This is a genomic window from Nonomuraea sp. NPDC049709 (assembly GCF_040674815.1).
Classification (GTDB): domain Bacteria; phylum Actinomycetota; class Actinomycetes; order Streptosporangiales; family Streptosporangiaceae; genus Nonomuraea.
This window is the reverse complement of the sequence record NZ_JBFANM010000108.1, coordinates 1-17,467: the sequence shown is the minus strand read 5'-3', so window position 1 is coordinate 17,467 and position 17,467 is coordinate 1. Positions and strand designations below refer to the sequence as shown.

Annotated in this window: 13 protein-coding genes; 6 read left to right on the top strand and 7 right to left on the bottom strand. The window is 72.5% G+C overall.

Translation table 11 applies throughout. The features are described from left to right. Positions 1-124 precede the first annotated feature (124 nt). Together AB0J69_RS55250 and AB0J69_RS55245 are read right to left on the bottom strand one after the other, a co-directional pair. Positions 125-1,495: a hypothetical protein gene (locus AB0J69_RS55250; RefSeq protein WP_364136116.1), complete on the bottom strand. Its 1,371-nt coding sequence runs from the start codon at positions 1,493-1,495 to the stop codon at positions 125-127. Positions 1,496-1,603: 108 nt separating this feature from the next. Next, positions 1,604-3,436 (bottom strand): AMP-dependent synthetase/ligase, encoded by a 1,833-nt coding sequence (locus AB0J69_RS55245; protein ID WP_364136113.1) that lies wholly within the window; start codon positions 3,434-3,436, stop codon positions 1,604-1,606. Between the two features lie 148 nt (positions 3,437-3,584). On the opposite strand from AB0J69_RS55245, the gene AB0J69_RS55240 reads away from it, so the two are divergent. Together AB0J69_RS55240 and AB0J69_RS55235 are read left to right on the top strand one after the other, a co-directional pair. Continuing rightward, a complete protein-coding gene (locus tag AB0J69_RS55240) occupies positions 3,585-5,066 on the top strand; it encodes an oligopeptide:H+ symporter (protein ID WP_364136110.1) in 1,482 nt (493 codons plus the stop codon). A gap of 11 nt (positions 5,067-5,077) precedes the next feature. Next, positions 5,078-5,686, top strand: a complete 609-nt coding sequence (locus AB0J69_RS55235; protein WP_364136107.1) for a TRIC cation channel family protein — start codon at positions 5,078-5,080, stop codon at positions 5,684-5,686. Positions 5,687-5,688: 2 nt separating this feature from the next. Here the strand turns inward: AB0J69_RS55235 and AB0J69_RS55230 are convergent, their stop codons facing one another. Beyond that, positions 5,689-7,119 (bottom strand): PLP-dependent aminotransferase family protein, encoded by a 1,431-nt coding sequence (locus AB0J69_RS55230; protein ID WP_364136104.1) that lies wholly within the window; start codon positions 7,117-7,119, stop codon positions 5,689-5,691. Positions 7,120-7,181: 62 nt separating this feature from the next. Between AB0J69_RS55230 and AB0J69_RS55225 the strand changes: the two genes are divergently transcribed. The 4 genes from AB0J69_RS55225 to AB0J69_RS55210 all read left to right on the top strand — a co-directional run bounded on the left by AB0J69_RS55225 (position 7,182) and on the right by AB0J69_RS55210 (position 12,062). Continuing rightward, positions 7,182-7,787 (top strand): hypothetical protein, encoded by a 606-nt coding sequence (locus tag AB0J69_RS55225; protein WP_364136101.1) that lies wholly within the window; start codon positions 7,182-7,184, stop codon positions 7,785-7,787. 79 nt (positions 7,788-7,866) lie between these two features. Further along, positions 7,867-9,621, top strand: a complete 1,755-nt coding sequence (locus tag AB0J69_RS55220; RefSeq protein ID WP_364136098.1) for a glycoside hydrolase family 15 protein — start codon at positions 7,867-7,869, stop codon at positions 9,619-9,621. Positions 9,622-9,780: 159 nt separating this feature from the next. Next, entirely contained in the window at positions 9,781-11,514 is a 1,734-nt protein-coding gene (locus AB0J69_RS55215; RefSeq protein WP_364136095.1) for a histidinol-phosphatase, read from the top strand. Then, a complete protein-coding gene (locus tag AB0J69_RS55210) occupies positions 11,511-12,062 on the top strand; it encodes a hypothetical protein (protein ID WP_364136092.1) in 552 nt (183 codons plus the stop codon). The genes AB0J69_RS55215 and AB0J69_RS55210 overlap by 4 nt, the downstream gene beginning before the upstream one ends. Before the next feature lie 5 nt (positions 12,063-12,067). Here AB0J69_RS55210 and AB0J69_RS55205 read toward each other — a convergent pair whose 3' ends face one another. The 4 genes from AB0J69_RS55205 to AB0J69_RS55190 all read right to left on the bottom strand — a co-directional run bounded on the left by AB0J69_RS55205 (position 12,068) and on the right by AB0J69_RS55190 (position 17,331). Continuing rightward, positions 12,068-13,048, bottom strand: coding sequence for a lytic murein transglycosylase (locus tag AB0J69_RS55205; protein WP_364136089.1), 981 nt, complete (start codon positions 13,046-13,048; stop codon positions 12,068-12,070). 100 nt (positions 13,049-13,148) lie between these two features. Next, positions 13,149-15,011, bottom strand: a complete 1,863-nt coding sequence (locus tag AB0J69_RS55200; protein ID WP_364136086.1) for a LamG-like jellyroll fold domain-containing protein — start codon at positions 15,009-15,011, stop codon at positions 13,149-13,151. Between the two features lie 102 nt (positions 15,012-15,113). Next, on the bottom strand, positions 15,114-16,424 hold the full coding sequence (locus AB0J69_RS55195) for a condensation domain-containing protein (protein WP_364136084.1): 1,311 nt from the start codon (positions 16,422-16,424) through the stop codon (positions 15,114-15,116). A gap of 55 nt (positions 16,425-16,479) precedes the next feature. Next, positions 16,480-17,331 (bottom strand): 2-oxo acid dehydrogenase subunit E2, encoded by an 852-nt coding sequence (locus AB0J69_RS55190; protein ID WP_364136081.1) that lies wholly within the window; start codon positions 17,329-17,331, stop codon positions 16,480-16,482. Positions 17,332-17,467 lie beyond the last annotated feature (136 nt).

Genomic DNA, 17,467 nt, shown 5'->3' with positions numbered 1-17,467 from the left:
GCACCCCAAGCCGGGGCACGTCACCGCCAATGACGCGTAAGGGTAAGGAAAAGTTGCGACAAAGTTGATCACGATTCGGCAACGGCGTTTCGTGTGGCGTTTGATGCGCTTTTTGGTTTAGACACTATTGCGCGATTTGTCGTGATTTAGAGACATCTGAGGCGTAGTGTCCCGTTCCGGGGTAGCGGACCCGCCAGTAGCCGCCCGTACGACCCTGCACCGTGCTCATGAACGCGCCGGCCGCGTCCGTGGTCGTCTCCCCCACCGTCTCCCAGGCCGCGGCCTGGTCCGGACGCCAGAGGATCTCCAGCCGCTGCTTGGCGAACGGGCCGTAGTCGGTGAGGCCGCGCGGGTCCACGCGGGTCAGCGAGCCACGCATGCGTACGCCGTCCGTACGGGCCGACTTCTCCGCCCGCACCTCCGAGAGCCTGGTCTCGCGCCTGAGCTCGAACGACGCGTACTCCGTGATCGTCGCCCCGCCCGCGCCCTTGGCGGTGGCGGTGATCGTCCAGGTGCCCGCCGGGTAGAAGCGGTTCAGCTTCTTGTCCGGCAGGAACCGCCAGGTCTGCCAGCCGTCGGCCATCCGGGCCGGCGGGGGCGGGGCCAGGCGCCACACCAGGCGCGGCGGGATCTGCGGATGCGACTGCGCGGGGACTCCGTCCTTGGGGTTCGTCGCGCCGGCCGGGACGGGCCGCGGCTCCAGAGCGGGATCCGCCACCGGATCGGCAACGGGGTCGGCAACGGGGTCGGCAACGGGGTCGGCCGCGCCCGGCGCGGCGGGCGACGGCGCGGCACCCGTGCCCGGGTCTGTGCCTGTGCCTGTGCCCGGATTGGGCGCAGGGGCTGGAGCGAGGCCCGGCGACGGGGCCGAGTCCTCGGCCGGGGCGAGACCCGGTGACGGGTCCGCGGCGGGAGCCTGAGCCGACCCGCGGGACTGGCCCGACCCGTGAACCGGGTCCGTCCCGTCGGTCCGGCCCGACGCCCGGGCCGGGGTGAGCGGCGAGGCCTGGGCCGGCTCCTGGCCCGGGGCCAGGACCGGCGCCTGAGCCTGGGCCGGGGCCTGAGCGGGGGCCTGAGCCGGTACTTGGGCCGGTACTTGGGCCGGTACTTGGGCCGGCGACTGAGCAGGTGTCTGAGGTGGCGCTTGGGCGGGCGGCTGGTCGGGCTGCTGGACAGGAGGCCGTACCGGTGATTGGACAGGGGGCCGGGCCGGTGGGTCCACGGGTGAAGGCGCGGACGGGGGCGTCTTCGACAGGTCCGGTACGTGGGCCGGCGGGGCGCCGGGCTCGACCTTGACGGTGACGCCGTCCTTGCCCCGCGCCCCCTTGGCGATCACGTCGATCACCAGGCGGACGGAACCCTGCGCCCCTACGACGGGATCCGCGGGGCGTACGGTGATGGCGCTGATGTCGAGCTCACTCGCGGCGGAGAGGGCGGGTGCGGGCACCGTGAGCGACCCCGCCGCGAGCGAGACGAGAAGAAAGCTTCTGGTCATGATCGAGACGGTAGGAACCGTCCGGTAATGACCAGGACCACAACACACGCCCCGAATGGCAAAACCGGCTCAACCCGAAGAGACGCGCATCCGGCCGGCCGGATGCGGTTACCCGTAAAGCCCTTCGATGATGTCGGCGTATTTCGTGTGGATGATGCGCCGCTTCAGCTTCAGGCTCGGGGTGAGCTCCTCGGTCTCGGCCGTCCACTCCACGCCCAGCAGCGCCCACTTCTTGACCTGCTGCACCCTGGCCAGCTTGGCGTTGGCGGCCATCACCGCCGACTCCACCTCCTTGAGGACCTCCGGGTGCTCGGCCAGCTCGGCGAGCGAGTCGAACGTGATGCCGCGCGCCTGTGCCCAGCCGGGCGCCACCTCGGCGTCCAGCGTCAGCACGGCCACCGGGTGCGGCCGGTTGTCGCCGTAGGCGAGGGCCTGGCCGATGAGGCTGTGCTCCTTGAGGTGGTTCTCGATCTCGGCCGGGGAGATGTTCTCGCCGCCCGCCGTGATGATCAGCTCCTTCTTGCGGTCCACGACGCGGTAGAAACCGCCCTCGTCGACCGTGCCGATGTCGCCGGTGTGCAGCCAGCCGTCGGCGTCCAGCAGCTCGGCGGTGGCCTGGGCACGGTGGAGGTAGCCGCCGGTGTTGAGCGGGCTGCGGGTGAGGATCTCGCCGTCCTCGGCGATGCGGATCTCGACGCCGGGCTCGGCCCTGCCGACGGTGCCCAGGCGGTAGCAGGCAGGGCTGTTGCCGGTGAAGGCGCCGGTGGTCTCCGTCATGCCGTACACGTCGATGACCTTCAGCCCGAGACCGGCGTAGAAGTGCTGCACCTCGGGGGCCAGCGGCGCGGCACCGGTGGCGGTCCACTCGGCGCGGTCGAACCCGATCATGCCGCGGATGACGGACAGGAGCGAGGCGTCGGCCTGGTCGAAGGCGGCCTGGATCTCGGGGGTGATCGTGCGGCCGTACTGGCCGGCCTCGACGTACGCGGCGCCCGCCTCCATCGCCTTGCGCACGGCGGCCTGCTGCTCCTCCGGCTGGGTGGCGAGCACGGCCAGCAGGCGGGCCATCATCTTCTCCCACACGCGCGGCACGCCGAAGAACATCATCGGCCTGACCTGGCCTAACGTCGCCCCGAGGTTGGCCAGGTCGGTGCAGAAGTGCACGTGGGAGACCTTGACCAGGGGCAGGTAGAGGCTGAGGATCCGCTCGGCGATGTGGGCGTAGGTGAGGTAGGAGATCTGCGTGCCGCGCACGGGCAGCGAGGTGAGGCGGTCGGTGGCGGCGACCTCGTAGAAGATGTTGGCGTGGGTGAGCGGCACGCCCTTGGGGGTGCCGGTCGTGCCCGAGGTGTAGAGGACGGTGGCCACGTCGTCGGGGGTGACCGCGCGCCAGCGGGCCTCGACCGTGTCCGGGTCCGCGGCCAGCCGCTCCCGGCCCAGGTCGAGGAAGTCGGCCCAGGTCATGAACCGGTCGCCGGCGGGCGCCCCGTCCAGCATGATGATCTTGCGGAGGCCGTCCAGCCCGTCGAGCACCGGCTCCCAGCGGGCCAGTTCGGCCGGGCCGCCGAGGACGGCGTACCGGGCGTCCACGTCGCCGGCCACGAAGGCGATCTGGTCGGGCGCGAACGTCGAGTAGATCGTGCAGCCGACCCCGCCCGCGTGCACGGCGCCGAGATCGGCCAGCACGTGCTCACTGCGGTTGACCATCATGAGGGCCACCGCCTCGCCGGGCTGGAGCCCGAGGGCGGCGAACGCGGCCGCGATCTCCAGGATCCGCCGGCGGGCCTGGCCGTAGGTCAGCGTTTTCCAGCCGTCCCCGTCCGGATCGGAGTAGGCGGGCGCGTCACCGTGCTGCTCGGCCGCCTGCCTGAGTTGCTCACAGACGGTACGGCCGGCGATCTGACGCTCGATCTCGGCCCGGACTTCGAGGACTTCGGCCATGGCACCCGCCTCCAGTCAGTATTCACTTGCATGAATGGGATGCATCGCACCACACCCCCGAGGTAGCGGCAAGTGCTTGCGGAGAGAGATCCGCAAGCTTCACGTAGAGTGATCAATTGCATACGTAAAGTGCTCGACGGGGGGTCGTATGAGCGACGGTCGCGACAGGACGTTCTTCGGGCATCCCTGGGGCCTGGCCACGCTGTTCGGCACCGAGATGTGGGAGCGGTTCTCCTGGTACGGCCTGCGGGCGATCCTGGCCACGTTCATGGCCGCGTCGCCCGCGCACCAGGGCCTGGGCCTGTCGCAGGAGACGTCCCAGGCGGTCGTCGGCGTCTACGGCGCGCTCATCTATCTGGTGGCGCTGCCGGGCGGGTGGATCGCGGACCGCATCCTCGGGGCGCGCCGGTCGGTGCTCTGGGGCGGGTTCGTCATCATGCTCGGGCACATCAGCATGGCGATCCCGGTGACGTCGCCGTTCTTCGTCTGGCTGGGGCTGCTCCTGATCATCGCCGGCACGGGCCTGCTCAAGCCGAACATCTCCGTCATGGTCGGCCGGCTCTACCCGGACGAGGACGACGCGCGCAGGGACGCCGGGTTCTCGCTGTTCTACTTGGGCATCAACCTGGGCGCCTTCTTCGCGCCCATCGTGGTGGGCTGGCTGGCCGCCGGCGACCGGTGGCACCTGGGGTTCGGCGCGGCGGCGGTCGGCATGGCGCTGGGCCTGGTCCAGTACGTCTGGGGCGGCCGCAACCTGCGCGGCGTCGGCGAGCGCCCGGGCCTGCGCCTGACCCGCCGCGAGCGCCTGCGCTTCGGCCGCGTCGTGACCCTCGGCACGGCGGCGGTGGCGATCGCGCTGGCGGCCTGGGCGGCGACCGGCACGCTCACGATCGACCGGCTCACCGTGGCGATCACGGTGGTCATCCTGATCGTGCCCATCGCCTACTTCGCGTACATCATGCTCGGCAGCCACGACCTGACCGAGGACGAGCGCATCCGGATGAAGGCCTACATCTGGCTGTTCGTGGCGGCGGCCGTCTTCTGGATGCTCTACGACCTGGCGCCGAGCAAGCTGCTGTTCTTCGCCGCGGACCACACCGACCTGTCGCTGTTCGGCATCCCGATCCAGGCGGCCACGACGCAGTCGTTCAACCCGCTGTTCATCATGATCTTCGTGCCGGTGTTCGCGGCGCTGTGGGTGAAGCTGGGCACGCGGGTGAGCACGCCGCAGAAGTTCGGGTTCGCGCTGGTCATGGTGGGGGTGAGCTTCGTGGTCATGGCGGTGGCGGCGGGGCTGGCCGGGGCCGGGCGGGTCTCGGTGTGGTGGCTGGTGCTGGTCTACCTGATCCAGGTGTTCGGGGAGCTGTCGCTGAGCCCGGTCGGGCTGTCGGTGACGACGAAGCTGGCGCCCGAGGCGTTCAAGGGGCAGATGCTGGGGATCTGGTTCATCGCGGTGTCGGTGGGCGACGCGGTCGGCGGGCAGACGGGGCGGCTCAACCGGGTGCTGTCCGAGCCGATGTACTACCTGGTGCTGGCGGCGATGGCGGTCGTGGCGGGGATCGCGCTGTTCATGTTCACGCGGAGGCTGCGGGTGATGATGGCCGAGCATCATGAACCCGCCATGCGGTAGACATTTCGATCGTGTCCGAAATTCTGGATCTCGCCGGCATTTTCGTCTTCGCGTTGTCCGGCGCGCTCATGGGCGTACGCAAGCGGCTCGACGTGGTCGGGATGGGGGTGCTGGCCGAGATGACCGCGCTGGGCGGGGGCGTCGTCCGCGACCTCATCCTCAACGTCCGGCCGATCGCCTTCCAGAGCGTCGGCTACGTGCTGGTGCCGGTCGTGGCGACGGTGATCGTCTTCTTCTGGCACCCGCACGTGGCCCGGGTGATGCCGGCCATCCTGGTCCTGGACGCGGCCGGGCTCGGGCTGTTCTGCGCGGTCGGGACGGAGAAGGCCATGGAGTACGGCCTCAGCCCCCTGCACGCGGCGCTGCTGGGCGTCACGACGGGGGTGGGCGGGGGGATGCTCCGCGACGTGCTGGCCGGGCAGATCCCCGCGCTCCTGTACGACCGGCAGTTCTACGCGGTGCCGGCCATGCTGGGGTCGGGGGTGATGGCGGGGTTGTCGTCGTACGGGCTGTACGGGTGGCCGGCGGTGCTGGCGGCGGCGGTGCTGGCGTTCGGCCTGCGGATCGCGGCCATGCGCCGCAAGTGGCAAGCACCGCTGGCCAGGGGCCTCAACGAGTGAGGTCACACCATCGCGATGAGCGAGTCCGGGGGGCGGGGGGTGCCGGTGGGGCCGTGGTCGCGGGCGGCGCGCAGGCGGACGACCGCGTCCGTCAGGGTCTGGGGCGGCTGGGTGAAGGGGAGGCGGAGGTAGCCCTCGTGGGTGCCCTCCAGGCCGAACCAGGGGCCGGGCGCCAGGCGTACGCCGTGGGAGGCGGCCGCCTCGGCGAGCGGGGTCGAGCCGCCGGCGTCCAGGCGCACCCACAGGGTGCCGCCGCCGCGCGGCAGCTCGAACGTCCATTCCGGCAGGTGCTCGCGCAGGCCCGCGACCAGCGCGTCGCGTGAGGCGCGCAGGGTGCGGCGGCGTTCGGCGCGGGTCTCCTCCAGCCGGTCGAACAGCCGCGCCACCACGAGTTGTTCCAGCACCGGGCTGGCGATGTCCACCGACGAGCGGAAGGTGGCCAGGCGGCGGGCGAGCGCGGCGGTGGTGCGGATCCAGCCGATGCGCAGCCCGCCCCACCACAACTTGGACGCCGACCCGATGCTGATCATCCGGCTGTCGGTGTCGAACGCCGCCATCGGCGAGGTGCGGGGCACCTCGTCCAGCGCCAGCTCCGACCAGGTCTCGTCCACCAGCACCATCGTGTCGTTCCGCCGGGCGGCGCCCGCGACGGCGGCGCGGACGGGGTCCTCCATGAGGGCGCCCGTCGGGTTCTGGAAGTCGGGCATGAGGTAGGCCAGGCGGGCGCCCGACTGGCGCATGGCCCCGGCGACCAGGTCCTGCTGCCAGCCCTCGTGGGAGATCCCGACCGGGACGATGCGGGCGCCGCGGTGCCGGGCCGCGTCGATGGCGTGCGGGTACGTCGGCGACTCCACCAGCACCGCGTCGCCGGCGCCGACGAGCAGGCCCATGACGAGCTGGATGGCGTGCTGGGAGCCGGTGGTGACGATGATCTGCTCGGGCCTGGTGGCCACTCCCCTGGCGGTGTACCGGGCGGCGATCCGCTCCCTGAGCACGGGCAGGCCCATGGGGTCGTATCCGTTGCCCATGCCGTACCGGGGAATGTCCTCGACCGCCTCCGCCATGGCGGTGGTGAGCGCCGTCGGGCCGGGCGGGGCGGCGCAGTGGAGCTGGACGAGGCTGTCGCCGTCGGTGCTGAGCCACGGGTTCTCGGCCGTCGTGGCCGGGTCGGGCAGGGCGGTCCAGCTGCCCGAGCCCTGCCGGCTCTCCAGGTAGCCGCGCTCGCGCAGCAGGTCGTAGGCCGAGGTCACGGTGGTGCGGCTGACCTGGAGGACCTCGGCCAGGTGGCGCTCGGCGGGCATGCGGACGCGGACCGGGAGCCGGCCGTCCATGATCAGGCCGCGGACGCCGTCGGCGAGGGCGCGGTAGTACGGCCGCGCGTCCGGGCCGATGCCGACCAGCCGGGCCACCTGCGTCGCTGAGACATGCCTCATAAGGCCACTTTTCGTGATTGGCCCTGTTTTGGCAAGTGGCAAGATGCCAATCTGGGTCCACTATGAGCGAGACCACCACCGTCCCCCAGCGGAGTTCCCTGCCCGCCCGCCTCTTCCGCCTCTACGGCGGCCTGGCCCTGTACGGGGCCGGCATCGGCCTCCAGGTCGAGTCCGGGCTGGGCAACGACCCCTGGGACGTCTTCCACCAGGGCCTCGGCCTCAGGCTCGGGCTGTCCATCGGAACCGTGATCATCGCGGTGGGCGCCCTGGTGATGCTGCTGTGGATCCCGCTGAAGCAGAAGCCGGGTCTCGGGACGATCAGCAACGTGGTGTTCCTCGGCCTGTTCGCCGACGCCGCGATCTTCCTGCTCCCGGCCCCGGGCAACCTCGTGCTGCAGGCCCTGTACGTGGCGCTCGGCGTCACCTCCATCGCCCTGGCCACGGTCCTGTACATCGGCGCCGGCATGGGCCCGGGCCCCCGCGACGGCGTCATGACCGGCCTGATGCGCCTCGGCCTGTCGGTACGGCTCGCGCGCCTGCTCATCGAGGTCACCGTGCTGATCGCCGGCTGGCTGCTGGGCGGGACGGTGGGCCTGGGGACGCTGGCGTTCGCGCTGGCCATCGGGCCGTTGACGCAGCTGTTCACCCGCTGGTTCCCTCTGACGTGATCCTCGTGGCCGGGCCGATCATGACGCGACATGATCGGCCCGGCCACGGGATCACCCCTCCTCGCAGTAGCGTCTAGGCATGCGGATCGAGGATTACGCCCTGATCGGAGACATGCAGTCGGCCGCGCTGGTGGGGAGGGACGGTTCGATCGACTGGCTCTGCCTGCCCAGGTTCGACTCGCCGTCGTGTTTCTCGGCGCTGCTCGGCACCGAGCGCAACGGCAACTGGTGGCTCGGGCCCACCGGAAGGAAGCCGGCCACCAGGCGCCGGTACCGCCCCGACACGCTCATCCTGGAGAGCGAGTGGGACACCCCGACGGGCACCGTCCGTGTGATCGACTTCATGCCGCCGCGCGACCGCAACCCCGACGTCGTCCGCATCGTCGAGGGCGTCTCCGGGACCGTGGAGGTCTCCACCCAGCTCCGGGTGCGCTTCGACTACGGCCGGATCGTGCCGTGGGTGCGCCGGACCAACGGGCACATGCAGGCCATCGGCGGGCCCGACTCGGTGTGGCTGCACTCCCCCGTGCCGCTCAAGGGCGGCGACTACGCCCACCGGGCGACCTTCACCGTCAAGGAGGGCGACCGGCTGCCGTTCGTGTTCACCTGGCACCCCTCGCACGAGCCGATGCCGCCGCAGATCGACTGCCATGAGCAGCTCGCGGAGACCGAGGCGTTCTGGGCGGAGTGGGTGGCCAAATGCACCTACTCGGGGCCCTACCGGGAGGCCGTGGTCCGGTCGCTGATCACGCTGAAGGGGCTGACGTACGCGCCGACCGGCGGCATCGTGGCCGCGGCCACCACGTCCCTGCCCGAGGACATCGGCGGGGTGCGCAACTGGGACTACCGCTTCTGCTGGCTGCGCGACGCGACGCTGACGCTCGACGCGCTGATCAGCTCGGGCTACCTGGAGGAGGCGGCCGACTGGCGGGCGTGGCTGCTGCGCGCGATCGCCGGCCGCCCGCAGGACCTGCAGATCATGTACGGCGTCGCGGGCGAGCGCCGCCTGCCCGAGCTGCGCCTGGACTGGCTCGACGGCTACGAGGACTCCCGCCCCGTCCGGATCGGCAACGAGGCGGTCAAGCAGCTCCAGCTCGACGTGTACGGCGAGGTCATGAACTGCCTCTACGTCTCGCGCTCGCGCGGCCTGTCGCCCGACGACCGGGCCTGGAGCATCCAGCGGCAGCTGCTCGACTACGTGGAGGACCACTGGGACGAGCCGGACGAGGGCCTGTGGGAGGTTCGGGGGCCGCGCCGGCACTTCGTGCACTCGAAGGTGATGTGCTGGGTGGCGCTCGACCGGGCGGTCAAATACGTCGAGGGCTTCGGGCGTACCGGGCCGGTGGAGAAGTGGCGGGCGCTGCGCGACGTCATCCACGCGGAGATCTGCGAGAAGGGCTACGACCGGCAGCGCAACACCTTCACCCAGTCGTACGGCTCCGCCGAGCTGGACGCGGCCCTGCTGATGATCCCCGTGGTGGGCTTCCTGCCCGTCGACGACCCCCGCGTGGCGGGGACGGTCGCGGCGATCGAGAAGGAGCTCATGTCCGACGGCTTCGTCCTGCGCTACCCGCTGGCCGCCGACAACGACGTGGACGGCCTGCCGGGTGGCGAGGGCGCGTTCCTGGCGTGCAGCTTCTGGCTGGTGGAGGTGATGGCGATGCAGGGCCGCAAAGAGGAGGCGAAGGATCTGTTCGAGCGGCTGCTGGCGCTGCGCAACGACGTGGGCCTGCTGGCGGAGGAGTTCGACCCGAGATACGGCCGCCTGGTCGGCAACTTCCCGCAGGCCTTCAGCCACGTGCCTCTGGTGCACGCCGCCCGCGCCCTGTCGTAGCAGATCACCGGCCTGAACCGGGCCGTCCCCCGCGCGAGACGGCCCGGCATCTGCCCGGCATTCGCTGATCTTCTGCCGTTCATGTCCGATTCATCCGGTTCCGCCACGCTCCCGCCGTAGCCGGAGCACCCTTTCGGCGGGACGGAGAAAAGCACCTTCATGAGTCACGGCCATCACCATCATCACGAGCACGGGCACGAGCACGGGCACGACCATGTGCACGAGGACCTCGGAGACAACGAGGCGGCACCGGCGCGGGACCTTTCGATCCCGGACGGCGAGCTGCCGCCCGGGCAGCTCTCCCGGCGGCGGATGTTCCGCCGGGCGGGCCTGCTGGGAGCCGGGCTGACCGCCGCCGGCGTCCTGGGGGGTCAGGGCCAGGCAGCGGCGGCCACCACCCCCGGGAACGAGGGACGCGGCCGGGAGCCCAGGGACGGCTACCAGTGGCTGGCCGGCGACCACCACATCCACACCCAGTACAGCTCCGACGGCATCTACCGGGTCATCGACCAGGTCCGCCACGGCAACGCGTACGGCCTGGGCTGGATGGTCATCACCGACCACGGAGGCGCCACGCACGCCAAGATCGGCGTGGACAAGGTCAACCCCGACATCGTGGCGGCGCGCGAGTCCGTCAAGGACACGCTGGTCTTCCAGGGCCTGGAGTGGAACATCCCGGCCGCCGAGCACGGCACCGTGTTCGTCGCCCCCGGCCGGGGCGAGGTCGAGACGCTCAAGGAGTTCGAGAACTCCTTCGACGGCTCGGTGAAGGGCGCGAGCTCCAACACGCCGCAGAACGAGGCGCTGGCCATCGCCGGCCTGAACTTCCTGGCCGACGCCGTCAGGAAGCGCCGGATCCCCGACGCGCTGTTCCTCGCCAACCACCCCTCCAGGAAGGGCATCGACTCCCCGCACGAGATCCGCGGCTGGCGCGACGCCCAGCCGTCGATCGCGGTCGGCATGGAGGGCGCGCCCGGCCACCAGGCCGCCGGCATCCCCAAGCCGAACGGCCCCGGCGGCGGGCGGGGCATCTACGACAGCAACCCCGGCCCTGACTCCTTCCCCGGCTACCCGGCCGAGAGCTACAAGACCTTCGGCGGGTTCGACTGGATGACCGCCACCGTGGGCGGGCTCTGGGACAGCCTGCTGGCCGAGGGCAAGCCGTGGTGGATCACGGCGAACTCCGACGCCCACTGGGTGCACGCCGACACCAGCGACCGCGGCCCGAACAGCGACTTCAACGCCAACGGCCGCTACGAGGACCCCATCTACAAGGGCGTGGCCAACTTCGGCTCCGGCGACTTCTGGCCCGGCTACTACAGCAGGACCCACGTCGGCGCGGAGGACTTCTCCTACCGCGCGGTCATGGACGGCCTGCGCGCCGGGCGCGTCTGGGTGGACCACGGCGGCCTGATCAGCGCCCTGGTGGTGCGAGCCCGCGCGGCCGGCGCCGGTCAGCGCGGGGTGACCCTCGGCGACACCCTCCACGTACGCAGGGGCGCCCGCGTCGAGCTGGCCATCGAGATCACCCTGGCCGGGCGGCCCAACTGGGCGCAGTTCGTGCCCGCGCTGGCCCGGGTGGACGTCATCCAGGGCGACGTCACCGGCCCCGCCGCCGACAAGGACGCCTTCACCACGCCGAGCACGAAGGTCGTGAAGTCGTTCGAGGTGGGCAGGAACAGCGGCACCGTCACCTTCACGTACCAGCTGGGCGCCGTCGACCGCCCGGTGTACGTGCGGCTGCGCGGCACCGACGGCAAGCGCGGCGCCCCCGGCCTGCTGGGCGCCGCGGTGGACCCGAACGGCCCGCAGATCGACGTGTACGGCGACGCCGACCCGTGGAACGACCTGTGGTTCTACAGCAACCCCATCTGGGTCCTGCCGCGCCGATGATCCTCGGTTTCGACACGGGCGCGCGTACGCTCCCCGAGGCCGAGCACCTGCTCCACACCGTGGCGCGGGAGCTCGGCCTGCCGGGCGACGCCGTCGGCTGTACCCATTTCGTCCCGGCGGGGCCGGCGGGCGAGGAGCCGCACGTGGCCTGCTCGCTGGCCGTGCCGGGCCCGGTGACCCCTCCCCCGGCGGCCACGTCGTGGGCGCTCGGCGACGCGCGTACCGGACCGCTGGCGGCGGGGGCGGCGCTGGCGGCGGCCGAGCACGCCGACCGGCGCGGCGGCCGCATCGTCACCTTCCCCGGCCGTGACCTGCTCACGGGCACCCTCAGCGCTGGTGAGCTCCGCAGTGGCTCGGCCATCGACCGGGTGTTGGTGCTAGCCTCACCCGACCCGCCCGCCGACGACGTGCTCATCGTGACGAACGAGCACGTCAGGCCGGTCTGGCGGGACGGGCTCATGACCCTGCTCACCATGCCGGCCGCCGGTGGCCGGCTCGCCCCCGCCGAGGTGCCGAACCCGACTCCCTGCTGCGCCGACCACACCTGAGCCTTCTACGGGCCGGTGAGGCGGCGCTCGCCCTCGGTGGTGAGCACGAACACCTGCCAGTTGTAGTAGGCGTAGAACGCGCGCGGGTCCCGCTTGATCTGGCGGGCGTGCAGCAGGATCGCGTTCACGTACGCCTGCGACGGGTTGTAGGCGTGCAGCGCCCGCTGGTAGTCGCGAGGGGCGCCGGTGGCCCTGAGGTAGTTGGCCGCGCCCATGATCGCGTCACGCGGGTCCTGCACGTCACCACCCAGCCCGTACGCCTTCCAGGTCGCGGGCATGAACTGCATCGGCCCCTGGGCCCCGGCGTGGCTGTCGGACTTCACCCGGCCGAACTTCGTCTCGGCGAACATCACCGCCGCCAGCACCTCCCACTCCACCCCGAACCGGCGCTCGGCCTTCTTGAAGAATCCGAGCAGCTCTGCGGCCGGCCGGGCCGGTTGGGTCCGGAACACGGCGGTGGGCTTGATGGGGCGGGCCAGGGCGAGCAGCTCGCGGATCGCCCCGGTGTTGTCCCTGGCCTGGGCCGCCAGGGCGGAGGGCAGTCGGGCGAAGGCCCGGGAGGCGACCTCGGGGTGGCGGGCGGCATGGCGGTAGATGCGCTGCTGGTACAGGGCCAGCAGCTCGACGTCCTCGGGCGGCGCGCCCCGCGCCGCCGCGCCGTCCCCGGTCCAGGCGTCGATGGCGTCGTTGAGCGCGGCGGTGGTCTCCTTCAGGGCCGCGGCCATCTTGGCGGCGCTCGCCGGCACCTTCTCGCCGGGCTCGGGAAGCGCCTTCTCCGGGGCGCCCGCCGTCGCGCTGGGCGCTGACGACGGCGCTGACGACTGTGCCGACCATGGGGCCGACGATGGGGCCGACGACGGGAGCGGCGCCGCGGAGCCGCTCCCGCCGGGCGCTCCGCAGGCCGCCGTCCCGGCGAGCGCGGCGACCGCGACGGCTGCGGCAGTCCCGCGGGCCGGGCGTCGTAGCTGCTTCTGGCGTGCCTCCATGGACGGCCAACCTACCCGGTACGCGGCGCCCGTCCCAGATCGATCTCGGCCACCAGGCCCGGGATCGTCATCACCCGGCAGCCCCGCGAGCCCACGGCGGTCACGCGTACGGGGCGAGGAACTCCCCGGGCCGCAGGGCCCGCGCGACGATCCGCACGTCGCCGATCCAGCCGTAGTAGCCCTGCCCGTACTTCAGCGCGAACTGCGTCCCGCCGATCGCGAACGGCCGGCCCAGCGTCGAGATGCCCTTCGACGGCTGCGACGGGTTGCGGGCGATCCTCGAGCCGTCCACGTACACCACCGTCCGCCGCGCGTCGTTGACCACCGCCAGGTGCATCCAGCGGCCCACCGGCAGTGCGTGGCTCCACGAGGTGGGGTCGGCGTCGCGGTCCGTCGGGTAGACGACGTACTGCAGGAAGCGCTCGGGCGACAGGTTCAGGCTGCACGTGGGCTCGTCGGGTGACCAGCCGCTGGACTTGCCGGCGTCGCCGCTGCGGCCCTCCCAGCTCAGGATGCCCATCCACGCGTGGTCGCCCTCGAACGGCTCCGGCAGCTTGACGAACGCCTCGATCGTGTACCCGGACTCGAACGTCATGGCGTTGATCGGCGCGTTCGCCGCCGACCTGAGCACCGCGCCCCGATCGGGGTTCTTGCCGCCGTCGAAGCGGAGGCTGGCGTGGGCGGGCTGGCCCTCGTGGTGCTCGGCCGACCACTTCAGCGTCTCGGGGGCGCTGGCGTGCAGCAGCTCCATGGTCAGGTCGTTGCCGCCGCCGGTCAGGTCGCGGGCGACGGTGCCAGCCGGGACGACCGCGCCGTCCGTGCCCGCCCCCGCCAGGCCCTCCCCGTCGAACCGCCAGTACGCCACCGTGCCCTTCGGCATCACCTCCCGCGCCGGCCGGGGCGGGACCGGGGTACGCGGGGCGAACCCGGCGAAGCGCTCGTCGAAGTCGATCTCGATGCTGAAGCGGTCCACGGGGCCGGTCAGCTCGAGGTGCTCGGCCTCCAGCGGCGTGCGCTCGTCCGGGTCACGCTCCAGCAGCCACGGCGACAGCGTCTCGACGTCGATCACGTTGCGGACGAGGTCGAAGGCGTAGAGCCGGACCATGCCCGCGCCGCCGTAGTAGCGGTCCTGATAGTTGGCGATGTGCACGTGCACGTCGTGGCCGGCGTCGTTCTTGAGCACCGTGCGGCCGGGCGGCCAGTAGTGGCCGTTGAGCGTCAGGAAGATCTGGTCGTTGCGCCTGATGAGCCCGTCCCACAACCGCTGCCCGAACTGCGACAGCGCCGCCACCCCGTCCTCGCCCGCCCAGGCCAGGTCGTGGGTGGTGAGGATGACGGGCAGCGTCCGGTTGGCGTCGATGACGCCCTGCGCCCACTCCAGGCCCTTGGCGGAGATCCGCCAGTCGAGCGCGAGCACGAGCCACTGCCGGCCGCCCGCGTCGAGCACGTGGTAGCTGTTGTACCCGTCGGGCGACGCCCCGCGGAACGTGGGCATCCTGGCGTACCGGGCGGGGCCGAACGCCTTGAGGTAGGCGCTGTCGCCGCGCTGGTCGTCGGTCCCGGAGCTCACGTCGTGGTTGCCGGCCAGGACGCTGTAGGACAGGCGGCCGTCCAGGGCCCGGAACGCGTCGGCGGCCAGGCCGAGCTCCTGCTCCGAGCCGTGCTCGGTGACGTCGCCGAGGTGGGTCATGAAGGCGATGTTCCGGCTCTCGCGCTCGCCGGTGAGGAAGCGGAACGTCTGGCGCACGGGGGCCGGGTCGGAGCGGTCCTCGTCGAAGAGGTACTGCGTGTCGGGCAGCACGCCGATGGTGAAGCGCGGGCTCCGGCGGTCGAACCTGCCGCCGGTCGCCGCGTTGGCGGTCGCCGCGTGGGCCGGGGCCGTCATGCCGGCGAGGGTCCCGGCGGCGGGGGCCGCGAGTGCCGCCGTCAGCAGGGCCCGGCGGCCGAGGGAGGGGTGGGACATGTGTCGTACTCCGTTTCAGGGTGCCGCCAGCACCGTGATCGTCGTACGTGGCGCGGTGGTGCCGCGGGCGATAACGCCCGCCCTCCGCGGGCGGAAATCTTGTCACGCGTCCGGGGCGTGCAGGATGGCGAGGAGGGTCCTGGCGTGGTCCGCGAGCTCGGCGGGGGTGAAGCGGGCGAGCCTGCCGGTGAGCGCCAGCTCGTACTCGCCGCCCCTCGGCGTGGCGGTCAGGCCGAGGTCGAAGCTCGCGTCGTCCACCTCGTGCTCCCAGACGCGGGCCGACAGGCCGGCCCAGACGGGCGGCGGCTCGGGGTCGTCGCGGTGGACGAACGCGGCCTGGAAGGACGGGTGCACCCCGGGCAGCCGGTGGCCGCCGAGGCCGGAGACGAGGGCGTCGAACGGGATCTCCGCGGCCAGCGCCCCGGCGACGGCCTCCCTGACGCGGGCGAGCAGCGCCGGGAAGCCGTCCGGCACCTGCACGCGCAGCGGCACGAGGTTGATGAAGCAGCCCGCGACCGGCTCCAGCTCGCGGCGGGCGCGCCCGCTCGTCACCGTGCCCACCACCAGGTCGCCGCGCCCGCTCAGCCGGCGCAGCAGCACCAGGTACGCCGCCAGCAGCACGGCGAACGGCGTGACCGGCCCGCCCCCGCGGAGCCCGTCCACCACCTCCCGCCCGGCCCGCACCACGGCGGTCGCGCTGCCGCCCCGCGCGGGCGGGACGCGCGGGAACAGCGGCTCGATCCCGGCCAGCCGGTCCCGCCAGTACGGCAGCCGCCGGGGCACCCGCTCCGCGGCCTTGGCCAGGGACCAGGCGGCGTAGTCGGCGTACTGGACGGACGAGGGCGGCGGGAGGTCCGCGCCCGAGTACAGCGCCGCCAGCTCGGCCGCCATCAGCGCCACCGAGCCGCCGTCTCCCGCGATGTGGTGGCAGGCCAGGAACAGGCGGTGCTCGCGCGGGCCGAGCCGGTAGACGGTCAGCCGCAGGAGCGGGCCACGTTCGAGGTCGAACCGCTCCCCCGCCGCCAGCCGGGCCAGCCGCAGCGCCTCCTCCTCGGGCAGGCCGGTCAGGTCGAGCAGCTCCAGCGGCACCGGCTGCACGGGCCGGATCACCTGGTGCGGCAGGCCGTCGACGGCGGTGTAGCGGGTGCGCAGCGCCTCGTGCCTGGACACCAGCGCGGTGCGGGCCGCCGACAGCCGGTGCAGGTCCAGCTCGCCGGTGAGGACCAGGCCGAGGGTGACGTTCGGCGGGGCCGCGTCCGGGGTGGCCTGGGCGGCCAGCCAGATCCTGCGCTGCTCGTGGGAGCACTCCAGCGGCTCGCCGGTCCTGGGCACGGGCGGGATGGCGGTGGCCGCCGCCTTCCGGGCGAGCAGCCTGGTCAGCAGCTCGCGCCGCCGGTCGGTGAGCTCCGTCATCGGGTTCCTCGCCGCTCGGTGGGCTTCAAGGGCTTCCTCACCGCTCGGTCGGCTGTCATGGGGTGTCCTCGACGAGCGCGGCCGGTGATTCGAGCGCCGCCCTGATCGCCTCCAGGAACTGGACGGCGTCGTGCCCGTTGGCGTAGCGGTGGTCGTAGGCCAGCCCGAGGTGCACGGTGTGCCGCGCCTCGAACCCGTCCCCGACCGGCACCGCCTCCCTCTGCGGCGCCGCCAGCGACAGGGCGCAGACCTGGCCGGGGAAGACGATCGGGATCGCCAGCGTGACCGCGCCCTCGTTGTGCAGGGTCACCACGATGTTCGCGCCCGACAGGTCCTCCTCGCGGAAGGCGCCGCGCATCGCGGCCAGCCGGTGTTTCATGAGCGTCCGGGAGATCTCGCCCAGCGAGCGGTTCGTGGCGTCGTGCACCACGGGGACGAACAGCCCCTTCCCGGCGTCCATGGTGACACCGACGTGCGCGGTGGCGGCGCGGCGCAGGCGGCCGGGGGCGATCGGGGTGGCGTACGCGACCTCGAACCGCCCGACCAGCCCGGCCACGGCCTTGACCAGCAGCTCGGGCAGGCCGACCAGGATGCGTTCCCTGGGGGTGAGCTCGCGGGCCAGCCGCAGCGCGTCCTCGACGTCGACCTTGACGACGGTGTAGGCGGCGGGCACCTCGCGGTGGGTCCGGCTCACCACGTCGGCGATGCGCCGCTGGGTCCTGGGCAGGACCAGCTCCGCCGCGTCCGCGCCACCGAGGGCTGCGGGGGCGGCCGGTTGCGGGGCGGCCCCCTCTTGCAGGGCGGCCACGTCGGCTCGGCGGATCAGCCGCTTCCCCAGGGCGCGGACCCGGTCCTCGCCGATGCCCAGCTCGTCCATGAGCGTGCGGGCGGGGGCGGTGATGACCACGTCGCGGGCCGTCCCGGGCGCGGGCGCGGACTCTGGCGCGGCTCCGCCCGGCGGGCGGGCAGGGGCGCGGTGAGCTCGACCAGCTCCTGCCCGTCGTGCAGGTAGAGCGGCGTGACCCGCAGCGTGGGGGCGGGCG